This is a genomic window from Streptomyces sp. NPDC127177, from assembly GCF_042672475.1.
Taxonomy (GTDB): domain Bacteria; phylum Actinomycetota; class Actinomycetes; order Streptomycetales; family Streptomycetaceae; genus Streptomyces.
Genome location: NZ_JBHXUW010000036.1, coordinates 25,560 through 44,585, shown reverse-complemented (window position 1 = coordinate 44,585; position 19,026 = coordinate 25,560). Strand labels below are relative to the sequence as shown.

General features: G+C 72.4%; 17 protein-coding genes. 9 read left to right on the top strand and 8 right to left on the bottom strand.

The window, feature by feature from the left end; genetic code table 11:
- Nucleotides 1-48 precede the first annotated feature (48 nt).
- Nucleotides 49-522 carry a DUF6643 family protein gene (locus tag ACFVJX_RS22345; RefSeq protein WP_384128996.1) on the bottom strand — a complete coding sequence of 158 codons (474 nt, stop codon included), beginning with the start codon at nucleotides 520-522 and terminating at the stop codon, nucleotides 49-51.
- Nucleotides 523-819: 297 nt separating this feature from the next.
- Here ACFVJX_RS22345 and ACFVJX_RS22340 point away from each other — a divergent pair, with 297 nt between their 5' ends.
- Nucleotides 820-2,145 carry a TerD family protein gene (locus tag ACFVJX_RS22340; protein ID WP_384128993.1) on the top strand — a complete coding sequence of 442 codons (1,326 nt, stop codon included), beginning with the start codon at nucleotides 820-822 and terminating at the stop codon, nucleotides 2,143-2,145.
- 9 nt (nucleotides 2,146-2,154) lie between these two features.
- Here ACFVJX_RS22340 and ACFVJX_RS22335 read toward each other — a convergent pair whose 3' ends face one another.
- Nucleotides 2,155-3,327 (bottom strand): glycosyltransferase, encoded by a 1,173-nt coding sequence (locus ACFVJX_RS22335; RefSeq protein WP_384128989.1) that lies wholly within the window; start codon nucleotides 3,325-3,327, stop codon nucleotides 2,155-2,157.
- 58 nt (nucleotides 3,328-3,385) lie between these two features.
- Here ACFVJX_RS22335 and ACFVJX_RS22330 point away from each other — a divergent pair, with 58 nt between their 5' ends.
- Nucleotides 3,386-4,171, top strand: a complete 786-nt coding sequence (locus ACFVJX_RS22330) for a glutamate racemase (protein ID WP_384128986.1) — start codon at nucleotides 3,386-3,388, stop codon at nucleotides 4,169-4,171.
- Nucleotides 4,172-4,239: 68 nt separating this feature from the next.
- The gene (locus ACFVJX_RS22325; protein WP_384128983.1) at nucleotides 4,240-4,803 is read left to right on the top strand and encodes a hypothetical protein; all 564 of its coding nucleotides are present in this window, start codon (nucleotides 4,240-4,242) and stop codon (nucleotides 4,801-4,803) included.
- A 262-nt stretch (nucleotides 4,804-5,065) separates the two neighbouring features.
- On the opposite strand, the gene ACFVJX_RS22320 is transcribed toward ACFVJX_RS22325, so the two are convergent.
- Nucleotides 5,066-6,184, bottom strand: a complete 1,119-nt coding sequence (locus ACFVJX_RS22320) for an O-antigen ligase family protein (protein ID WP_384128981.1) — start codon at nucleotides 6,182-6,184, stop codon at nucleotides 5,066-5,068.
- Between the two features lie 219 nt (nucleotides 6,185-6,403).
- On the opposite strand from ACFVJX_RS22320, the gene lnt reads away from it, so the two are divergent.
- The 4 genes from lnt (at nucleotide 6,404) to ACFVJX_RS22300 (ending at nucleotide 13,208) form a co-directional block, all read left to right on the top strand.
- Nucleotides 6,404-7,999 (top strand): apolipoprotein N-acyltransferase, encoded by a 1,596-nt coding sequence (lnt, locus tag ACFVJX_RS22315; protein WP_384128978.1) that lies wholly within the window; start codon nucleotides 6,404-6,406, stop codon nucleotides 7,997-7,999.
- Nucleotides 8,000-8,030: 31 nt separating this feature from the next.
- Nucleotides 8,031-8,510 (top strand): NUDIX domain-containing protein, encoded by a 480-nt coding sequence (locus ACFVJX_RS22310; RefSeq protein ID WP_384128975.1) that lies wholly within the window; start codon nucleotides 8,031-8,033, stop codon nucleotides 8,508-8,510.
- Between the two features lie 147 nt (nucleotides 8,511-8,657).
- Entirely contained in the window at nucleotides 8,658-10,445 is a 1,788-nt protein-coding gene (locus ACFVJX_RS22305; protein WP_384128972.1) for a serine/threonine protein kinase, read from the top strand.
- A 150-nt stretch (nucleotides 10,446-10,595) separates the two neighbouring features.
- On the top strand, nucleotides 10,596-13,208 hold the full coding sequence (locus ACFVJX_RS22300; RefSeq protein ID WP_384128969.1) for an alpha-L-rhamnosidase C-terminal domain-containing protein: 2,613 nt from the start codon (nucleotides 10,596-10,598) through the stop codon (nucleotides 13,206-13,208).
- Between the two features lie 12 nt (nucleotides 13,209-13,220).
- Here the strand turns inward: ACFVJX_RS22300 and ACFVJX_RS22295 are convergent, their stop codons facing one another.
- Both ACFVJX_RS22295 and ACFVJX_RS22290 read right to left on the bottom strand, forming a co-directional pair.
- Nucleotides 13,221-13,802 (bottom strand): hypothetical protein, encoded by a 582-nt coding sequence (locus tag ACFVJX_RS22295; protein ID WP_384128966.1) that lies wholly within the window; start codon nucleotides 13,800-13,802, stop codon nucleotides 13,221-13,223.
- A gap of 115 nt (nucleotides 13,803-13,917) precedes the next feature.
- Nucleotides 13,918-14,484 carry a TetR family transcriptional regulator gene (locus ACFVJX_RS22290; RefSeq protein ID WP_384128963.1) on the bottom strand — a complete coding sequence of 189 codons (567 nt, stop codon included), beginning with the start codon at nucleotides 14,482-14,484 and terminating at the stop codon, nucleotides 13,918-13,920.
- Between the two features lie 121 nt (nucleotides 14,485-14,605).
- Between ACFVJX_RS22290 and ACFVJX_RS22285 the strand changes: the two genes are divergently transcribed.
- Complete coding sequence (locus ACFVJX_RS22285; protein ID WP_384128960.1) at nucleotides 14,606-15,535, top strand: SDR family oxidoreductase; 930 nt, start codon at nucleotides 14,606-14,608, stop codon at nucleotides 15,533-15,535.
- Nucleotides 15,536-15,813: 278 nt separating this feature from the next.
- The gene (locus ACFVJX_RS22280) at nucleotides 15,814-16,947 is read left to right on the top strand and encodes a DnaJ C-terminal domain-containing protein (RefSeq protein WP_384128957.1); all 1,134 of its coding nucleotides are present in this window, start codon (nucleotides 15,814-15,816) and stop codon (nucleotides 16,945-16,947) included.
- Between the two features lie 142 nt (nucleotides 16,948-17,089).
- Here the strand turns inward: ACFVJX_RS22280 and ACFVJX_RS22275 are convergent, their stop codons facing one another.
- The 3 genes from ACFVJX_RS22275 to ACFVJX_RS22265 all read right to left on the bottom strand — a co-directional run bounded on the left by ACFVJX_RS22275 (nucleotide 17,090) and on the right by ACFVJX_RS22265 (nucleotide 19,022).
- Nucleotides 17,090-17,434 carry a DoxX family protein gene (locus ACFVJX_RS22275; RefSeq protein WP_384128955.1) on the bottom strand — a complete coding sequence of 115 codons (345 nt, stop codon included), beginning with the start codon at nucleotides 17,432-17,434 and terminating at the stop codon, nucleotides 17,090-17,092.
- Nucleotides 17,435-17,552: 118 nt separating this feature from the next.
- On the bottom strand, nucleotides 17,553-18,185 hold the full coding sequence (locus ACFVJX_RS22270; RefSeq protein WP_384128953.1) for a class I SAM-dependent methyltransferase: 633 nt from the start codon (nucleotides 18,183-18,185) through the stop codon (nucleotides 17,553-17,555).
- A gap of 51 nt (nucleotides 18,186-18,236) precedes the next feature.
- Nucleotides 18,237-19,022, bottom strand: coding sequence for an SAM-dependent methyltransferase (locus ACFVJX_RS22265; protein WP_384128950.1), 786 nt, complete (start codon nucleotides 19,020-19,022; stop codon nucleotides 18,237-18,239).
- Nucleotides 19,023-19,026: the final 4 nt, after the last annotated feature.

The window sequence follows — 19,026 nt, the reverse complement described above, 5'->3', positions numbered from 1 at the left end:
CATGCGCCCGTTCCGCCGACAGCCCGCCGACCGTGCCGCAGCGCGCCCCTAGTATCCCCGGCCCTGGTACGGGCGGTTGTAGGGGTCCTCGTACGGTGACTGCGTCGGAGCCGGCCGCGGCGACGCGGGACGCATCGACTCGTAGCCCGTGCCCGGCGCGGGCCGTTGCTGCTGTTGCTGCGGCGACGCGTAGCCGCCGCGGCCCGCGGCGGGCTGCTGCGGAATGTACGGCGCCGGGGCGTGCTGCAGATGCGCGGGCTGCATCGGCGCGTAGCCCTGCTGGGCCGGTTGCTGCGGGTACCCGTACGCGGGGCCGGGCTGCGAAGGCGCCGCGGGAAGGGCCGGCAGGGCCGACGGGAGCGCCGGCAGATAGCTGTTGCCGGTGTCATAGGCGGCAGGCACTCGTATCGGTGCGATCTGAGGGGTGCCCCGCTCCGCGACGAGCGAGTCGTAGATCGGAGTGTCGGGGAACGACGGTGCGGCGTAGTAGCCGCCGCCGTAGGTGGAGCGGGGGGAGGTCATGGCACCTAAGTTAAGCCCACGATGTGCTGATTGGGGAGCCCGATAAGAGGGTTGTTTTACGTGTTGTGAGTGAACCACTATCCCCAATGCGAGCGAACTTGGGAAAAAAGGGCGCCCGGGCGCGTCTTGATCGTGTAAAGAGCGAGTTCACGGGGGGTTACCGGCGGGTGCGCGGGTGGCTGAGACACCGCTGTGGGTTCTCCGGCGGGACGGGCATTAGGTTGACCGGGAAAGGTCTCGGCAGCCGGACTCACGATGGGGGCGAGCATGACCATGCTAAAAGGAACCAATGTTCCAGTGGCGGCTCAGGCCGTGCGCGTCGAAATGGGGTGGCACACCTCGCCCGGGACACCGGACGTGGACGCCTCCGCGCTCCTTCTCCTCGCGTCGGGAAAGGTGCGCAGCGACGCGGACTTCGTCTTTTACAACCAGCCGGGCCACGCATCCGGCGCGGTGCGCCACGAGGGCAAGCGGAATGCCGGCGACACCGCGACGGACACCCTCGCCGTCGACCTGGCCCGGGTGGAGCCCGTGGTCGACCGGATCGTGCTGGCCGCCTCGGCGGACGGCGGGACGTTCGGCCGGGTGAAGGGGCTGTACGTAAGGATCACGGACGCGGCGGACGGCTCCGAACTGGCGCGGTTCGACAGCGCCGACGCCACGGTCGAGACCGCGTTCATCCTCGGTGAGCTCTACCGGCGTCAGGGCTCCTGGAAATTCCGGGCCGTGGGCCAGGGATACGGGAGCGGCCTGGAAGGCCTTGCCACGGACTTCGGGATTTCCGTCGACGAACCACAGCAACCACAGCAACCACAAAAAGCCGCGCAGCCTCAAACGCCTCCGCAACCCCAACAGCCTGATCCGGCAACCCGGGTGGCCTCGATGCCGCCGCCGCAACAGCCGCAGTATCCGCAGCCGACAGTCCCGGTGCCGGTGACGCCTCCTGCCCCTCCGGCACCTCCCGCACCGCCCGTCACCCAGCCCGTCCGGCTCTCCAAGGTGACGCTCACCAAGGAGGCGCCGTCCGTCTCGCTTGCGAAACAGGGCGGCACCACGGGTTCCATGCGCGTCAATCTCAACTGGGAAGTGCGCAAGCAGTTCAAGGGGTGGGGGAGCAAACTCGGCAGGGCCGTCGCGAACCACGCGGATCTCGATCTTGATCTCTGTGCCCTGTACGAACTGGCCGATGGACGCAAGGGAGTCGTGCAGGCACTCGGAAACGCCTTCGGGGCGCTTCAGCAGCCGCCCTATATCCACCTCGACGGCGACGACCGGACCGGTGCCGTCGAGTCCGGTGAGAACCTGACCATCAACCTCGACCAGACGGCCAGGATCCGCCGGATCCTGATCTTCGTCACCATCTACGAAGGCGCCCGGAGTTTCGCCGATCTGCACGCGACCGTGACCCTGCAGCCCCAGCACGGTGCCGCGATCGACTTCTCGCTCGACGAATGCACCGTCCCCTCCACGGTCTGCGCACTCGCGCTCATCACCAACAACGGGGGAGACCTCACCGTGCAGCGTGAGGCCCACTACCTCGTGCCGCAGCGCGGAGTGAGCCCGCAGCGCACCATCGACCAGGCCTACGGCTGGGGAATGAACTGGACCCCCGGCCGCAAGTGAGGCCACCGGTCACTGGTCCGGTGCGGCCTCGGGACGGGCGTAGGTACGCCCTTTCCAGGCCGCACCGCGGCCCCGGTAGTGCTGCACCGCCGAATCGACCGTCATCAGCAGGTACAGCAGTGCGGTGAACGGCAGCAGCGGTGCCGGCCACAGGGACTGCCGGTAGTACCCCAGCATCGGCATGTACGTGACGGCCATCACGATCCAGGCGACACCCCCCGTCCAGGCCGCCGCGGAGTTCGGCGCGAGCAGCCCCGCCACGAGCGTCACGGGTGGAGCGAGGTAGACCAGCGCCAGCCCCAGCACGGTGCCGAGCAGCAGCAGCGGATTGTGCCGCAGCTGGGCGTACGCGCTCCGCGAGATCATCCGCCACAGGTCGGTCAGGCACGGATAGGGCCGCACACTGTCCACCCGGTCCGCGAGCCCCAGCCAGATCCTTCCCCCGCTGTCCTGTACCGCGCGGGCCAGCGCGACGTCGTCGATCACCGCCTGCCGGATCGACTCCGGCACCCGTGCCCGTACCGCGGCCTCGGTCCGCAGCAGTACGCAGCCGCCCGCGGCGGCCGCGGTCCGCGTCCCCGCCCGGTTCACCCACCGGAACGGATAGAGCTGCGAGAAGAAGTAGACGAAGGCCGGTACGACGAGCCGCTCCCACACGCTCTCCACCCGCAGCCGTGCCATCTGCGACACCAGGTCGAACCCGCCCGGCCCGGCCGCCGCCACCAGCTCCCGCAGACTGTCCGGCTCGTGCGCGATGTCGGCGTCGGTGAGCAGCAGGTACTCCGGCTCCCGGGCCCGTGCCAGCGCGATGCCGTGCCGCACGGCCCAGAGCTTGCCCGTCCAGCCGGGCTCGGGCTCGCCGGGCGACGCGACAGTCACCGGAAGACCCCCGTGCCGTACCGACAGCGCACGGGCGAGATCCCCGGTGCCGTCCCGGCTGCCGTCGTCGACCAGGAAGATCTCGGCCTCCCCCGGATAGTCCTGCGCCAGCAGCGACGGCAGGCTCACCGGAAGCATGTCGGCCTCGTCGCGTGCGGGGACGATGATCGCGACGGACGGCCAGTGCGCGGGGTCCGCCCGCTCCGGCAGTCGTTGGCCGGTCCGCCAGAAGAACCCCTGTCCCAGCAGCAGCCACACCCATGCGGCAAGTGAACCAACGGCGATCCAGGCAACGGCGCTCATTGGCCGAAGTCTGCCCCACTGAGCCGGGACCGCAAGGGCCGTCGACTATGGTGACCGGGTGAAGATCGCGCTCATGGACTCGGGAATCGGCCTGCTGGCCGCCGCCGCCGCAGTACGACGGCTGAGGCCGGACGCCGATCTGGTGCTCTCCTCGGACCCCGACAGCATGCCCTGGGGCCCCCGCACCCCCGAAGACGTGACGGCGCACGCACTCGCGGTGGCCCGCGCGGCCGCCGCCCACCGTCCCGACGCGCTGATCGTCGCCTGCAACACCGCTTCGGTCCACGCACTGGCGGCCCTGCGGGCCGACCTCGAACCCGCCCTGCCGGTCATCGGCACGGTCCCCGCGATCAAGCCGGCCGCGGCGGCCGGCGGCACCGTCGCCATCTGGGCCACCCCGCTGACGACGGGCAGCCCGTACCAGCAAGGGCTCATCAGGGACTTCGCCGGGGCCGCGGCCGTCACCGAGGTGCCCTGCCCCGGCCTCGCCGACGCCGTGGAGTACGCCGACGAAGAGGCCATCGACCGCGCAATCGCCGCGGCCGCCGCGCTCACCCCGCCCGATGTACAGACCGTCGTGCTGGGCTGCACCCACTACGAGCTGGTCGCCGAACGCATCCGTGGCGCCGTCCAGCAGCCCGGCCGGCCGCCCGTGGTGCTGCACGGCTCGGCAGGAGCCGTCGCGGCCCAGGCGCTGCGCCGGATCGGGGCCGCACCCGCTCCGTCGGCCGAACCCGCCACCGGACTTGTCGTGCTCCTCGGCGGCCGGGTGGCCGAGATGCCCGATGCCGCTCTGGCCTACTCGGAGGGGCGCGGTCTCAAGGCGGTCAGCCCCGCCCGCTGACGTCCGGCGACGCGACGGGAGCCGTTGGACCCGTTCCGCCGCGCGGTTTCTTCAGTACGCTGCTTGGCATGAGGGACCATCCCCGAGAACCGAGGCAGACCGGATCCGGCTCCCACACGGCTGTCTGGACCGGCCGGGCCACCAACCGGACGCAGTGGGTGCTGGCCGCAGTCGGCGCCGCCTGCCTGGCGCTCGGCATCCAGCTCGCCGTCAGCTCCGACTGGGCCTCCGGCATCGTCCCGCTGCTGATGTCGGTGATCGGCTGCATGGCGGCCGGCCTCCTGATGCTCTTCGGCACGCTCGCCTTCGTGAACGTGGCCGTCCGGGTCGACGGCGACGCCCTCGAAGTGCGCTGCGGCCACATGGGGCTGCCGCGCCGCCGGATCCTGCTCACCCATGTGGTGGGCGCGGAGTTCGCACCCCGGGTCACTCCGCGTCAGTGGGGCGGCTGGGGCTACCGCTGGCGCCCCGAGCAGGGCACCGCCGTGGTCGTGCGGCGCGGCGAGGGACTGGTGCTCCGGCTCGGCGACGGCAGGACCTTCACCGTCACGGTGGACGACGCGGAGGCGGGCGTCCGCTTCATCCGCGACCGGCTGCACCTGCCGGCCAAGGGCGCGCCCGCCGGTACCTGAGCCCCGAGCCCTGAGCCCTGAGCCCTGAGCCCCGAGCCCCGAAGGCACACCGGCGCCCACGCCGGGCCCGGAAGACACCGGAGCCAAGGACCGGCGCCCCGGCACGCACGCCGAACCCCGGCACGCACGCCGAACCCCGGCACGCACGCCGAGCCACAGCCGCCGCAGCTCCCCATGACCGCCGCGACGCCGGCAAGCCGTAACCGCCCCCGGGCCGACCGGGCCGACCGGGCCGACCGGCCCCCCGGCCCCCGCGCCCGTCTCACAGTCCCGCACGGTCCCCTCGCGGGTCCTGTCCGGGCACACCCTCCGCCCCGCCGCGCGGCAGCCGCTCGGTACCGAGGCCGCGCTCCGCACCCCCGCCCCCGTCCCCGATCGGCCGTCTGGCGGACGCCAGCCCCGCGAGCAGACCGGCCCCCGCCGTCACCGGCGTGAAGCTCAGCGCGTTGCCGACACCCGCCAGCGCCGCCAGTGCCGTGAGCGCCGCGGCGGCCGTCAGTACGACCGGGGTGCTGCACGGTGAGCGCCAGAGCACGTACAGCAGCCATCCGAACGCGGTGCCCAGCAGGAGCAGCCCGACCACCCCCTGTTCGGCCGCCTGTTGCAGCGGCGCCGAATGCGGTTTGCCGTCGGAGTGGAGCGTCTGCTGCGCGGTGGGGCTCAGCTCGGCGAAGCGGTCGGGGCCGATGCCCCGTACCGGGTGCTCCCCGGTCAGCCGCGCCGCGTCCTGCCAGAGGTGCACCCGGTTGCTGCTGAGCTGGCCCGCCAGGGAGACGGTGAGCCCCTTGGGCAGAGCGTCCTCGGCCACCGCCCAGGAGACGCCGACCACGAGAACGGCGGTCAGCGCGAGACCGGTCAGAGCGGGCAGCCGACGGCGCATCCTGACCGAGGCCAGCGAGCACAGCAGCACTCCGAGCGCCGCCGCGCACCCCGCCACCGAGCCGAGCGCCAGAGATGCGCAGGCCGCTCCCAGGGCCGTCAGCCGCAAGGCGAAGCGCAGGGATTCCCGGCGGGCCGCGGCAGCCGCGCAGCAGGCGGCCCCGGCGGCGAGCACCAGCAGAGCGGCGGCCGCCCCGGCGTAGCCGGGCGCGGTGTCCGTCGTGGCCGTGGCGCCGGGTATTCCGTGGCGCCAGACGAGCGCCATGACGAGGGCGGCCAGCGCGGCGACCGTCGCGGTGGCCACCGGCAGCAGCGTTCCGCAGACGCGGCCGCAGGCGAAACCCGCCGCCACGGCGAGCAGGGCCAGCAGCACCCCTTCCGGCCGGGTCTCCCGGCCCGCGGCGCTGATCAGGGACCAGATCGCGCAGGCGGCGAGAATCACCGCCCCCGCGACGTCGGAGGCGTTGCCGCCCTGTGGCTCCCGCCCTGCGGATGCAGTCATCACGTCCGTCCCCCGGCCTGTGACGGTCCCGTGCGCGACGGCCGGATCCGGCCGGTCGGCGGGGGACTGGCGCACAGGCTAACGGCCACGGCCGCCATATGTGCAGAAGATGCGAAGAATCGATCCGACGACGGGAATTCCACCACCGTCCGGCATCGGCGGTTCCGCGACCACGACAGGGCTGCCGGCCGCACAGCCCGCCACCGTAGACTCCGCCTGGTGAGCACCACCATCGCCCCGGTCGGCGACCCGCAGCAGCCCGCCTCCGCCCCCCGAGCCAGGCGTCTGCTGCCTCGACTCGCCCGCCCCTGCGCAGCCGTGCTCTCCGGGCTGATGCTCTACGCGAGCTTCCCGCCCAGGCCCTTGTGGTGGCTGGTTCTGCCCGGGTTCGCGCTGCTCGGCTGGGTGCTGTTCGAGCGTCGGCTCCGCGCCGCGTTCGGACTCGGGCTGCTCGCCGGTCTCGGCTTCATGCTGCCGCTGCTGCACTGGACCGGCGAGGAGGTGGGCCCGGTGCCGTGGCTGGCCCTGGCCGCCGCCGAGGCACTGTTCATCGCGGTGGGCTGCATCGGCGTCTCCGCCGTGTCCCGGCTCGCCGGCTGGCCGCTGTGGGCGGCCGCGGTCTGGACCCTGGACGAGGCGCTGCGGGCCAGGGTGCCGTTCGGCGGCTTCCCCTGGGGCAGGATCGCCTTCGGTCAGGCGGACAGCGTGTTCCTCCCGCTCGCGGCGCTCGGCGGTACACCGCTGCTCTCCTTCGCCGTGGTGCTGTGCGGCTTCGGGCTCTTCGAGGCCGTGCGCCGGTTCCGCATCCGCCGTGCGACGAACGAACTGCCCCGGCTCGCCGCCGCCGCGACCGCGGCGGCCGTCCTGGTGCCGGTGGCAGCGGCACTCGCCTCGTTGCCGTTGGTGGACGACTCCGCTGAGGACGGCACCGCGACCGTCGCCGCGATCCAGGGCAACGTGCCGAGGCTCGGCCTCGACTTCAACTCCCAGCGCCGTGCCGTCCTGGACAACCACGCGAAGCGCACGGAGCAGCTCGCCCGGGACGTGAAGGCGGGCAAGGTGCCCCAGCCCGACTTCGTCCTGTGGCCGGAGAACTCCTCCGACCTCGACCCCTACCGCAACGCCGACGCCAGGATCGTCATCGACGACGCGGCGAAGGCGATCGGGGTGCCGACCGTCGTCGGCGCGGTCGTCGAGCCCGACACCGGCGACCTCCGCAACACCCTCATCCAGTGGGACCCGGACAAGGGCCCCGTGGCCACGTACGACAAGCGCCACATCCAGCCGTTCGGCGAGTACATGCCGATGCGCTCCTTCGTGCGCATCTTCAGCTCGGACGTGGACCGGGTGCAGCGTGACTTCGGACCGGGCAAGAAGGTCGGCGTCTTCGACCTGGCGGGCACCGACGTGGGACTCGTCACCTGCTACGAGGCCGCGTTCGACGACGCCGTGAGGGACACGGTCGAGCACGGGGCCCAGCTGATCGCGGTGCCCAGCAACAACGCCACCTTCGGCCGCAGCGAGATGACCTACCAGCAGCTGGCGATGTCCCGGGTGCGCGCGGTGGAGCACAGCCGGGCCGTCGTCGTCCCGGTCACCAGCGGTGTCAGCGCGGTCATCCGCCCGGACGGCACCATCGTGCAGAAGACGAGGATGTTCACTCCGGACGCGCTGGTGGACGAGGTGCCGTTGCGTTCCTCGCTGACCCCCGCGACCCGGATGGGACCGCTGCCCGAAGGCGTGCTGTCCCTGCTCGCGGTCGTCGGCATCGGCTGGGTGGCGACGCGGGCGGTACGGGCCCGACGCACCCGCTGACCGGCTCCGCACGCCACGTAGGGTCGGACCCATGGCAATTCCTGACTTCATCCGTGAGATCCGCGCCACCGCGGGCCAACAGCTGCTCCTGCTGCCCGGCGTCACCGCTGTCGTCTTCGACGACGAGGACAGAGTGCTGCTCGGACGGCGTTCCGACACCGGTGAGTGGTCGGTCATCGGCGGCATCTGCGAGCCGGGGGAGCAGCCGGCGGCGACGGCGGAGCGCGAGGTGTACGAGGAGACGGCGGTGCACTGCGTGGCCGAGCGTGTCGTACTGACCCAGGCCCTGCCGCCCGTGCGGTACGAGAACGGCGACAACTGCCAGTTCCTCGACGTCACCTTCCGCTGCCGGGCCACCGGGGGCGAGGCACGCGTCAACGACGACGAGTCGCTGGAGGTGGCCTGGTTCGACGTCGACGCGCTGCCGCCGCTGAACGACTTCGCGCTCCTGCGTATCAAGCAGTCGCTGACGGACGAGTCCACCTGGTTCGAGGCGACCCCGGCGCCGTGAACGTCGCGGGCCCGGAGGGGCCCGCCCCCGCCGGTCCGGCCCGAAAGGCGGCCGGACCGGCCCGGTCGCCGCTCAGCCGCGCCGACTCCGGGCGTTCCGGATGGAGTTGTGGTCCGGCGTGTGCGGATGTGTGGCACAGTCGGCCCGGTGGACGCACTGAGGCCCCAGGACCCCGCGCGCATAGGCACCTACCAGCTGCTCGGCCGCCTCGGCGCGGGTGGCATGGGGCAGGTGTACCTCGGCCGGTCGCCCGGCGGACGGCTGGTGGCCGTGAAGGTCATCCGCGACGAGATCAGCGACCGTCCCGACGCACTGGCCCGGTTCCGGCGTGAGGCCGCGACCGTCGAGACCGTGCGCAGCGTGTACACCGCCCAGTTGATCGAGGCATCGCTCGACGCGTCCCCGTACTGGCTGGCGACCGAGTACGTGGCAGGGCCCACGCTGCGTGCCGCAGTCGGCGCGGGCGGCCCCTTCCCGGCGGACAGTGCCCTGCGGCTGCTGGCGGCGCTGGCCGAGGGACTGGCCGCGGTCCATGTCCACGGAGTCACCCACCGGGACCTGAAACCGCACAACGTCATCCTCTCGCCGCAGGGACCGCAGCTCATCGACTTCGGGATCGCGCGCGGCCTGGACCAGTCCGTACTCACCCGCGACGGCATGGCCTCGGGGACGCCCGGCTACGCGGCCCCCGAGGTGCTGCTGCGCAACGAGGCGGGTCCGGCGGCCGACGTCTTCGCGCTGGGCGCGACCCTCGCGTACACGGCGACGGGCCGGCCCCCGTTCGGCACGGGTGACGCCGCCTCGGTCAGCTACCGGACCGTGCACGAGGACATCGATATTTCAGGGGTTCGGACGGACCTGGCCGGTCTGATCCGGATGTGCGTCGCCAAGGACCCGGCGGAGCGGCCCGGGCCGGCCTCGGTGATCGCCCTGTGCGCGGTGGACTCGCCACTGGCCTCGGACGCCCACTACGACGGGCTGGTCCGGGCCGCCGGACCCGTCCTCGTCCCCGGCGGCCCACAGGCGCCGCCCCCGTCACCCACCTCGTCGGGCATCCGCGCGGAACAGGACACGGTGCCCCGGGCGAACACCGCCGTCCGGGCCCGGCAGGAGGAGAGCGAACCCGCCGACCGCGTCGAGGACAGACCCGGGCAGGCCGGCTCCGGACAGTTGCCCGGAGCCACCCCTTACGACCGCGCGGAGCGGGAGCGGAGCCCCGTCCGCACAGGGCGCGGGAGGATCTGGCTCGCCGTGTGCGCGGTGGCGGTCGCGGTCCCGTTGACCGTCTGGCTGCTCCCCGGCGCGGACAGCGGGGACACCGGTGCCGCACCCCGGCCCGGGGACACCGCCGCCACGTCCGGCCGACCGGCCGCGACCGGTTCCGCAGCCGCGGAGAAGGAGGTGCGTCCGCCGGATCACATCGTCAACGACCGCGTTCTGGACGACCGCTGGACGCTCTCGGACGATCCCGACCAGGCCGCCCTGCGCAGCGGCTCCTGCGATCCGGGCAACATCCCCGAGTACCTGCCACCGGCGGGTCTGATGTCCACCGTGTCCCACACCACCGGCTCCGGAACCGCCTCGGTGTCGATGCGCGTCGAGGGCGCCGGGAAGGGGAAGCGGCCCGATCCCTACTACGTCTCGGTGGGGGTGCGGCCCCCGCACGCGACCGACCGTGCCACCGGACGCCCGCTCCGGTCCGAGTCCGACGGAATCGGCTTCACCAGCAGGCCCGTCGACCTCTACTCCCGGTGGTCGTCCGGCGGAACCGTCAGGCTCCAGTACCCCGCCGACTTCAGGGCTCACTTCGGTGAGAAGGCCGTCGGCGCGATCCCGGTGGGGGACGACCCGGGCGACTGGACCGTGGTGATCTACCACGTCGAGGGCGGGCCCACCGAGTACGGACCCGTCACGTGCAACGGCTTCCACGCCTGAGGCACCGGCGTCCCGACACGTCCGATTCCGGGCCTCCGCAACCCTGTACGGGCTCGCCCCGCCTCGTATAACGTCGCCCTGACGTCGGGAATTGAAACGATTCATGCCCGCGTTCCCCAGCGCTGCGCACCTACGGAAGGACGCCGAGACGTGACCAGTGAGGGCAAGAAGAGGCCGGGTCCGAAGCGGCGCACGGTGCTCGGGGCGGGCGTCGGCACGGCGGCCTCGCTCGCGGCCGGACTGCCGCTCGTCGCGGGCGGCACGGCCGCCGCCGCCGGGGCGGCGCCGCGGCGCGGGGAATCCTGGCACCGCTATGTGCAGGCGCCGCCGCAGCGGACCGTGCGTCCGGTGGGGATCGTGCGGTCGACGGGCGATGTGACCGAGCCCGAGGCGCTGCTGACACCCGGCGGCGGGACCACCGTTCTGCGGCGCCCCGAGCCGCCGGCCGCTCCCCGCTGGCCGCAGGGCACCACCGCGGAGGCCTCGTCCACGCACGCAGGCAACAACGGGAGCGACGGCCGGCCCCGCACCTACGGCGCGGACAACGCCATCGACGGCGACCCCGACACCTTCTGGAACGACGACACCGAACGGGCCTTCCCCGACACGCTGACCATCACCCTGCCCGAGGCGCGGCAACTGCCCGGTGTGACGGTGGTGTCCAACGCCGACGGCGTTCCGGCCGACTTCACCGTTGAGGTCCGGGCGGACGGCGCGTGGCGGAGCGTCGGCACGGTCACCGGCAACACCGACGTGCAGCGCGCCGTCCGCTTCGACGCACCGGTCGTGACGGACCGGGTGCGGATCGCGGTCACGGCCGACCAGGACACCGGGCAGGGGGTGTTCACCCGGATCAACGAGGTCTGGCCGGACGCGGTGGCCCCGGTGACCGCCCCCAGCGTGACCATCGACTTCGGCAAGGTCGTCGTGGGCTACCCGGAGGTCGACTTCACCCGTGCCTCCGACAACAGCCCCGGAGTGCGGCTGGCGTTCTCCGAGACGCTCCAGTACCTGACCGAGCGTTCCGACTTCACCCGCAGCGACCAGGCGGGCGGCGCAGGCCGGGGCACCGACCAGTACGCCGTACCGGCCGGCGGCGGCAAGTGGACCGACACCAAGGGCTTCGGCTCGGGCGGCGACAAGGTCTACGCCGACGGGCTGCACGGCTTCCGCTACCTGAAGATCACACTGGACGCGCTGCCGTCCGACGCGCCCGCCGCCCAGCCGTGGGGCGAAGTGGCCATCGACGCCGTGTCGTTGGACTTCACCGCCTACCTCGGCACCCCGGACTCCTACCGGGGCTGGTTCCTCTGCTCCGACGAGGAGCTGAACCGTTACTGGTACGGCGCCTCGTACACCAACGAACTCGTCGTCGACACCTTCCGCCGGGACGACGTCGACCCCCGTAACGCCTTCAGCCCCTCGCTGGACGGGAAGCTGGTGCTGCACGACGGCCCCAAGCGGGACCGGGACCCGTACGTGGGGGACGTCGCGGTGGCGGGCCGGACCCTCTACCTCACCCATGACGACGCGGCCGAGGCCGCCCGCAACGTGCTGGCCGACCTCGCCGAGCACCAGCGCGAGGACGGCTGGATCCCACCCGCGTCCATCAACAACTACACCCTCCCGCTCTTCGACTATCCGCTCTGGTGGGTGACGTGCAGCTGGGACTACGTGCTGTACACCGGCGACCAGGACTACGCGGCGCGCTACTACCCGCAGTTGGTGAAGGTGCTGGACACCTGGTACCCGAGCGTGACGGACGACGCCGGGCTGCTCAGCAAGGGGCTGAACGGCACGGCCGACTACGGCGACTACGCGTTCCTCGGCCGCACCGGCCGTGTCACGTACTACAACGCCAACTACGTGCAGGCGCTGCGCGACGCGGCACGCATCGCCGGGTTCCTGGGCCACGACGCGGACGCGCGGCGCTGGTCGGAGCGGGCCGACAACGTTGCCGGGGCCATCAACGACCATCTTTGGGACCCGGCGGCAGGCGCCTACCTGGACTCCGCCACCGGCCCGGTCAGGCACGCCCAGGACGGCAACGCCATAGCCATCACCTCGGGTGTCGCCGACGCGGAGCGGGCGGCCTCGGCGCTGGCCCACCTCGACGCGACGACGAAGCTCAGGTACGGCAACGCCTTCATGGACAACGACACACTGTTCGGCGGCGCGTCCCAGCGGGTGTACGCCTTCACGTCCTACCCGGAGCTGGTGGCGCGCTTCGAGACCGGCCGGCCGGACTCGGCGATCGACCAGATCAAACGGACCTACGGCTGGATGGACAGCCACGACCCCGGCATCACGCACTGGGAGGGCATAGGCCCGGGCGGCTCGCTCTACGAACAGGGTTATACGAGCATGGCGCACGGATGGTCGACGGGCGTCCTGCCCGCGCTCACCCACCAACTGCTCGGTGCGAAGCCGACGTCCCCGGGTTACGCCACCTGGGAGGTGCGGCCCAACCCCGGCGATGTGCGCTGGGCACAGGGCCAACTCCCCACACCGCACGGGCCGCTCGGTGTGGAGTGGAACCGGGACGGTGCCACCTTCTCGCTGACCGTACGGGTCCCTCGCGGTTCGCGCGGATCGGTCGCCCTGCCCGCGGACGGCCGGTCCGTCACCGTGCGCTCCGGGCGGCGGACGCTATGGAGGACGGGCCGGGCCTTCGGTCCCGGCGTGCACGGTGACGGCAGCCGTGTGACGGTCACCGGCCTCGGCCACGGCACGCACCACCTCACCGTCGTGAGCGAGCACTGAGGTCCGCACCCCTCAGGCGATGTACGCGGACATCGTCAGGGTCTCGGAGAGGACGCGCCACAGGGCCCGGGCGCCCGCACGGCTCGCCGCCCTGCACAGCGTCCTCTCCGTGCACGCGGTCGGCCTGTTCTGCCAGGCGCTCACCACCAGGCAGTGGAGGCCGAGGCTGCGCGTGAACAGGAACCGGATGTGCAGCCCCTCGCCCAGGTCATGGCCGGGAAGTGTCGCGATCTGGAGGCTGTCCTGCCCGACGGCCTCCACCCGGACGGGGTTGCCGCCCAGCAGCTCGCAGACGTCCCGCAGGCGGATCCGGGACGGGCAGTCACCGCGCACCGGGAACAGCCAGAAGTTGTCCGTGAGCTGTGCGCGCACGGCGTGTGGGCTGGTGAAGGGGTGGAAGCCGAGCGAGTAGCCGTACCGGTACAGCGGGTTCGGCAGGGGCGGGCCCTGCCCGGCGTACGCGGGTGACGGCAGCGCCGCCGGCAGGAGCGCGGCGAGGAGCAGGCCGGCCGGCGCCGCGCGGCCCGAAGTCCTGTCCGGCCCCGGCGCGGAGGCGCCGGACGCGCGGCGCCGCATGCGCCCGGGCTTCCGCATCAGCACCTCCCGCAGTACACGTACCGGCCAGATGGAAGGTATGTGCTCCCGGGTGTTCCGGCATCTCGGCGCCGGCACCGGTAAGGGCGGGTGGCAGGCCGGCCCGAGGCGGTGGTCAACGGCCCGCGGTCACGGCCTTGAGCTCGTCGAGCGACTCACGGATGAGCAGCGACATGTCCGGCCCGTCGGTCCCGCTGATCCAACGCTCGAACGTGACCTTGAAGACGGCTATCCCCACCTCGGCGGCGAGACTCGCCGCCGGTTCCGCGACGCCCCGCCCTCGCAGCGCGTCGGCGATCGCGGTGGAGAGCCTCGCGAGCTTGATCAGCTCCCGCTCCTGGAGCTCGGCGTTGGCGGCGATGATCATCTGGCGTTGCCGGGCACGCTCGTGACGGCCCTCGAAGGCGGTGGCGGCCGCGTCCAGCGCCGCGGCCACCGCGTCGATCGGCGTCGCCGAGCCGGGTACGTCCGCGAGCGTGCTCACGAAGAGGTCCTGAAGGATCGAGGATCCCGCGAAGAGGACCTCCCGCTTGTCGGCGAAGTGCCTGAAGAACGTCCGCTCGGTGAGCCCCGCCCGCTTGGCGATCTCGGTCACGGTCGTCTGCTCGAACCCGCGTTCGCTGTAGAGATTCATCGCGGCCTGTTCCAGCCTGCCGCGTGCGTTCGGCTCCCATCGACCCATGCCGCGATTCTATGCGATGACAGTGACTGGCATCAGGTGTAGGCTCGATGACAGTCACTGACATCGATGGTCCGTCGCGTTCGCCGCGGCCCGGGCGGTCGGCTTACCAGGGAGGTTTCCCATGCGTGTATTCGTTACCGGAGCATCGGGCTGGATCGGTTCCGCCGTTGTCCCCGAGCTCGTCGGAGCGGGGCATCAGGTTGTCGGGCTCGCCCGTTCGGACGCCTCGGCCGCCGCGCTCGAATCGGCCGGGGCCGAGGTGCGGCGTGGTGCTCTGGACGATCTGGACGGCCTGCGCGGCGCGGCCGCCGACTCGGACGGCGTGATCCATCTCGCGTTCAAGCACGACATCGCCTTCTCGGGGGATTTCCAGGGTGCCGCCGACGCGGACCGTGCGGCCATCGAGGCGTTCGGCGAGGTGCTGGAGGGTTCCGACCGGCCGTTCGTCATCGCCTCCGGGACGATGGGGCTGGCGCCGGGCCGGGTCGCGACCGAGCGGGACGGGCAGAGCTCCGGCGGTGAGGCGCCCTTCACCGGTGCGCAGGCCCGTCTGGCCAACGCGCAGCTGACGATCTCCCTCGCCTCCCGTGGCGTCCGCTCGTCCGTGCTGCGGCTCCCTCCGACGGTGCACGGCCAAGGAGACCAGGGCTTCATGGCGCGCCTGACCGGGATCGCCCGCGACAAGGGCGTGTCCGGCTACGTCGGCGACGGTGCCAACCGCTGGCCCGCCGTGGCACGGCTGGATGCCGCGCGTCTCTTCCGTCTGGCGATCGAGCAGGCCCCCGCCGGATCCACGCTGCACGCGGTCGCGGACGAGGGGGTCCCGATCAGCGCCGTCGCCGAAGTGATCGGCCGCCACCTCGGCCTGCCCGTGGTCTCCGTCCCCGCGGAGAAGGCCGACGAGCACTTCGGTTGGCTGGGCAGCCTCCTGAGCCTGGACGGTCCGGCATCGAGCGCGCTCACCCGTGAGCTGCTCGGGTGGCAGCCGACCCACCCCGGGCTCATCGAGGACCTCGACAGGGGGCACTACTTCGACGCGCCTTCCGTGTGACGCCCTGGGCGGACCGCCGCCGCTGCCGGGCGTGGTGACACCCCCGTCGTCCTGTGCGACGGGGGTGTCACCGGCAGCCGGCCGACCGGCGCTGCGCTGTGCGTCCGGCCGCGCCGGCCCGCCCCGTGGTGCCGACTGTGCCCGGACCGGAACTGCGGTACAGGGATGCCGCGTCGGAACAGGAGCAGGTCCCGCGCCGCACCGGGTTCGTCCGGGTGCGAGGGCCGCGGGGCGCGCCGACTGGACGACGAGGCATACGCGAGGGGTGGGGGGCGGCCGTGAGCAGCAGCGGGACGTACTGGGGCAGGCTCGGGGCGTTCGTCGCGGGAGTCCTGATGCTCGGCCTGGGAGTCACCACGTTCCTCGATCCGGCCCAGACCTGCGGCAGCGCCGATGTGACCGCCGGCGACACCTGCGTCACGACCTCCGTGTCCGGGGGGCACGTCTCGTCCTCGTCCCAGACGTACGACCAGCACACGCTCGATGTCGGGGAGCGGAACCGCCGAATCCTGGGTGTCGCGGGCATGGCCATCGGTCCGGTGCTCATCCTCGGGGCCTGCTGGTTCACCGTCCGGGGTATCCGGTCGGGGCGGCCGGTCCGTGCCCGCCTCCTTCTGACCTCTCAACAGGCGTACGGCGGTGGCACGGAGACCGTCCGGTTCAGGGGCTGGGCCCACTGCACGCACTGTGCGGGAACGGGGGCGCGTTCCGTACGGGCCGACGGCAGCCGCCGGCGCTGCCTGTGGTGCAACAGCAGTGGCCTCGGGAGGCGGGTCCGGCGCTCGGCCACCGTGCGTGTCCCCGCGGGCGTGAAGGACGGGGGCACACTGAGGGTCCCCGGCAGGGGGGCTCCAGGCAGGGGCGGTGGACCCGCGGGGGACCTGCTTCTGTCCGTGCGGATCTCCGGGCCGGGGCAGGCGGCGGCGGACGCCACCACAGGCCCGAGGGCGGGCACCCCGCCACCGCGGCAGCGGCCGGGCGCCGCGCGGTCAGTACCCGAGGAGCGCGGCGCGCCACGCGCGCAGCCCCCTTCCCGGGGTGCGGGCACCGGATCCGTCAGCGTCCGTGCCGACGGCATACGGATCACGGTGGACCAGGCGTCCGTCACCGTTCACGAGGAACGAAGGTCTCCGACCGGCCGCACCTCCTGGGTCACCACCCACGAGCTGCACTGGCCGGACATCGCGCTGCTGGTCTTCGACAGCGACAGGCACGATCCGGTCGTCGCCCTGTACGCCATCCCGTCGGATGTCGCCCGTGCCGGACACGGACGCCTGCACCTGGTCGACGCACGTAAGTTCACGGCCTCGGACTGGGCGGCGCTGGCGGGCGGTATCGAGCGCCACAGCCACGCACGGATTGCCCTCGACACGGCTCCCCTTCGGAGTCCGGGCGGCCTGCGCGACTCCTGAGCAAGCAGGCTTCCCGGGCTGGGCGGGCACACCGAGCGGCTCGGACGGCCGGTAACCGGCTGCTGAGCGTCGCCGCCGGCCACCTGCCACCGGACCACGCAGGAGCGGGTACCGAACAGCCCCGGCCCCTGGGGTTCGCCCGTCAGGCGAACCCCAGCACCATGGCGCCGACCACCGGCGCCACGTACACCAGCGGGAACGGGATGTGCGAGTGCCGGCGGGCCCGGATCACCGTGACGACCGCCCCGGCGAAGTACAGCACCAGACCGGTCCCGGCCGCGACGCCGATGACGGGCACGAACAGGCCGGCCAGCAGACCCGCCGCCCCTGCGGCCTTGGCTGCCCCGAGCCACGTCCACCAGGAGCGGGGGACGCGGTACTCGGTCAGGGCCTGGACGACCCACTGGGCGCGGCCGAGGAGGGCGCCGCCCGAGTAGCCCGCCATGGCGGCGGCGATGACGGTGACGACGACGTGAGCGATGGACATGGTGAGGACTCCTCGTCAGGCGGAAGCCGGTGCGGTACCGCACCGGTACTGCACTGACACGCCTCGACGAGTGAACGTGACACAGGTGGAGAGGAAAGTCTCCTGCCGCCCGCCGCGGTCAGGCCCGCCGGGCGAGCAGGAACAGGTGCGGCTCCGGCACGGCCGCCGGATGGGCGGGAGTGAACACACTGCTGTGCTCCGAGAGGACGGTGAAGCCGGCCCCGGCCACCATCGCGGTGAACTCGGCCGGGCCGAAGCTGGTCAACAGCACCGGCTGCCCCATGAACTCGCCGCTCACGCCCTCCAGGTCCAACGGCACCGTGGCGACGGCCAGATGGCCGCCGGCCCGCAGCGACCGGCCGAGCAGACGCAGAACCTCCGACTGCTCGGAGCGCGACATCTGAAGGAGCGAGAAGTACACGCAGACGGCGTCGAAACCCTCTTCCTCCAGGGGGAGTTCCCGGATGTCGGCGCAGCGGAACTCGGCCCGGGGGACCTGCCGGGACGCGATGTCCACCATGACCGGGGAGACGTCGACACCCAGCACCTCATGACCGGCGTCCGTCAGGACCTGCGCGGTAGGCCGCCCCGTACCGCTGCCGACATCCAGTACCCGGCTGTGCGGAGCCAGCTGATCGAGCAGCAGCTCCAGCGAGGCGCGGTGGGCGGCCGATCCGGCGAACGACCGCTCGTACTCGACACCGAGAGCATCGAACACCGACGCCGCAGTGGGCTGTTTACCTGATTCCATCGCTGATCCACTCCTTCGCCGGCTGCTGTCCCTGTCCGTGGACGCGCCCGGCTACGGAACGCGGGCCACGGCCACGTACAGGCCGCTGGGTTCGGGCTTCGGGGCTGGTGCACCGCGGAACCACTCCGGGGCGGTCACCAGACCGGGCTCGGCGACCTCCAGTCCGTCGAGGAACCGGGCGAACTCGGCGCGGGTGCGCAGGGCCAGCCGGATGCCGCCCTTGTCGTACTCGTCGGCTCCCTGCCGGCCCCGCTCCGGGTTCACGTCCGACGCCCCCTGCGACAGCACGAGACGGCTGCCGGGTGCGAGCGCGCCGGTCAGTGTGCGGACGATGCCCTGCGGGTCCATGTCGTCGGGCAGGAAGTGCAGCAGGCCGAGCATCGAGAGCGCGATCGGGCGCTCGAAGTCCAGCACCTTCCTGGCCGCCCGGACGATGACCTCCGGTTCGCGGACGTCCGCCGGGACGTAGTCCGTGGCTCCCTCCGGAGTGCTGACCAGCAGTGCCTCCGCGTGGCGCAGGACGATCGGGTCGTTGTCGCAGTAGACCACCCGCGAGGCGGGGTTGATCTCCTGGGCGATCTGGTGCAGGTTCGGCGCGGTCGGAATGCCCGTGCCGATGTCCAGGAACTGGTCGATGCCCTCGGCGGCCAGCCAGGCCGTGGCACGGTTCATGAACGCACGGTTCTGCAGGGCGCCGGTCTTCGCCTCGACCGGCAACTGCTGGGCCACGGCCTGGTCCACCGGGTAGTTGTCCTTGCCCCCGAGGAGCGCGTCGTAGACCCGCGCCGACTGGGGCCTGCCGGTGTCTATGGGGGGCTGGGACGTCCCTGTCGTCATGACG

Excerpts from the sequence above, each read along its gene's own strand:
- ACFVJX_RS22345 (WP_384128996.1), bottom strand. The coding sequence starts at position 522 with ATGACCTCCCCCCGCTCCACCTACGGCGGCGGCTACTACGCCGCACCG.
- ACFVJX_RS22335 (WP_384128989.1), bottom strand. The coding sequence starts at position 3,327 with ATGAGCGCCGTTGCCTGGATCGCCGTTGGTTCACTTGCCGCATGGGTG.
- ACFVJX_RS22325 (WP_384128983.1), top strand. The coding sequence starts at position 4,240 with ATGAGGGACCATCCCCGAGAACCGAGGCAGACCGGATCCGGCTCCCAC.
- ACFVJX_RS22320 (WP_384128981.1), bottom strand. The coding sequence starts at position 6,184 with ATGACTGCATCCGCAGGGCGGGAGCCACAGGGCGGCAACGCCTCCGAC.
- ACFVJX_RS22310 (WP_384128975.1), top strand. The coding sequence starts at position 8,031 with ATGGCAATTCCTGACTTCATCCGTGAGATCCGCGCCACCGCGGGCCAA.
- ACFVJX_RS22295 (WP_384128966.1), bottom strand. The coding sequence starts at position 13,802 with ATGCGGAAGCCCGGGCGCATGCGGCGCCGCGCGTCCGGCGCCTCCGCG.
- ACFVJX_RS22290 (WP_384128963.1), bottom strand. The coding sequence starts at position 14,484 with ATGGGTCGATGGGAGCCGAACGCACGCGGCAGGCTGGAACAGGCCGCG.
- ACFVJX_RS22285 (WP_384128960.1), top strand. The coding sequence starts at position 14,606 with ATGCGTGTATTCGTTACCGGAGCATCGGGCTGGATCGGTTCCGCCGTT.
- ACFVJX_RS22275 (WP_384128955.1), bottom strand. The coding sequence starts at position 17,434 with ATGTCCATCGCTCACGTCGTCGTCACCGTCATCGCCGCCGCCATGGCG.
- ACFVJX_RS22270 (WP_384128953.1), bottom strand. The coding sequence starts at position 18,185 with ATGGAATCAGGTAAACAGCCCACTGCGGCGTCGGTGTTCGATGCTCTC.
- ACFVJX_RS22265 (WP_384128950.1), bottom strand. The coding sequence starts at position 19,022 with ATGACGACAGGGACGTCCCAGCCCCCCATAGACACCGGCAGGCCCCAG.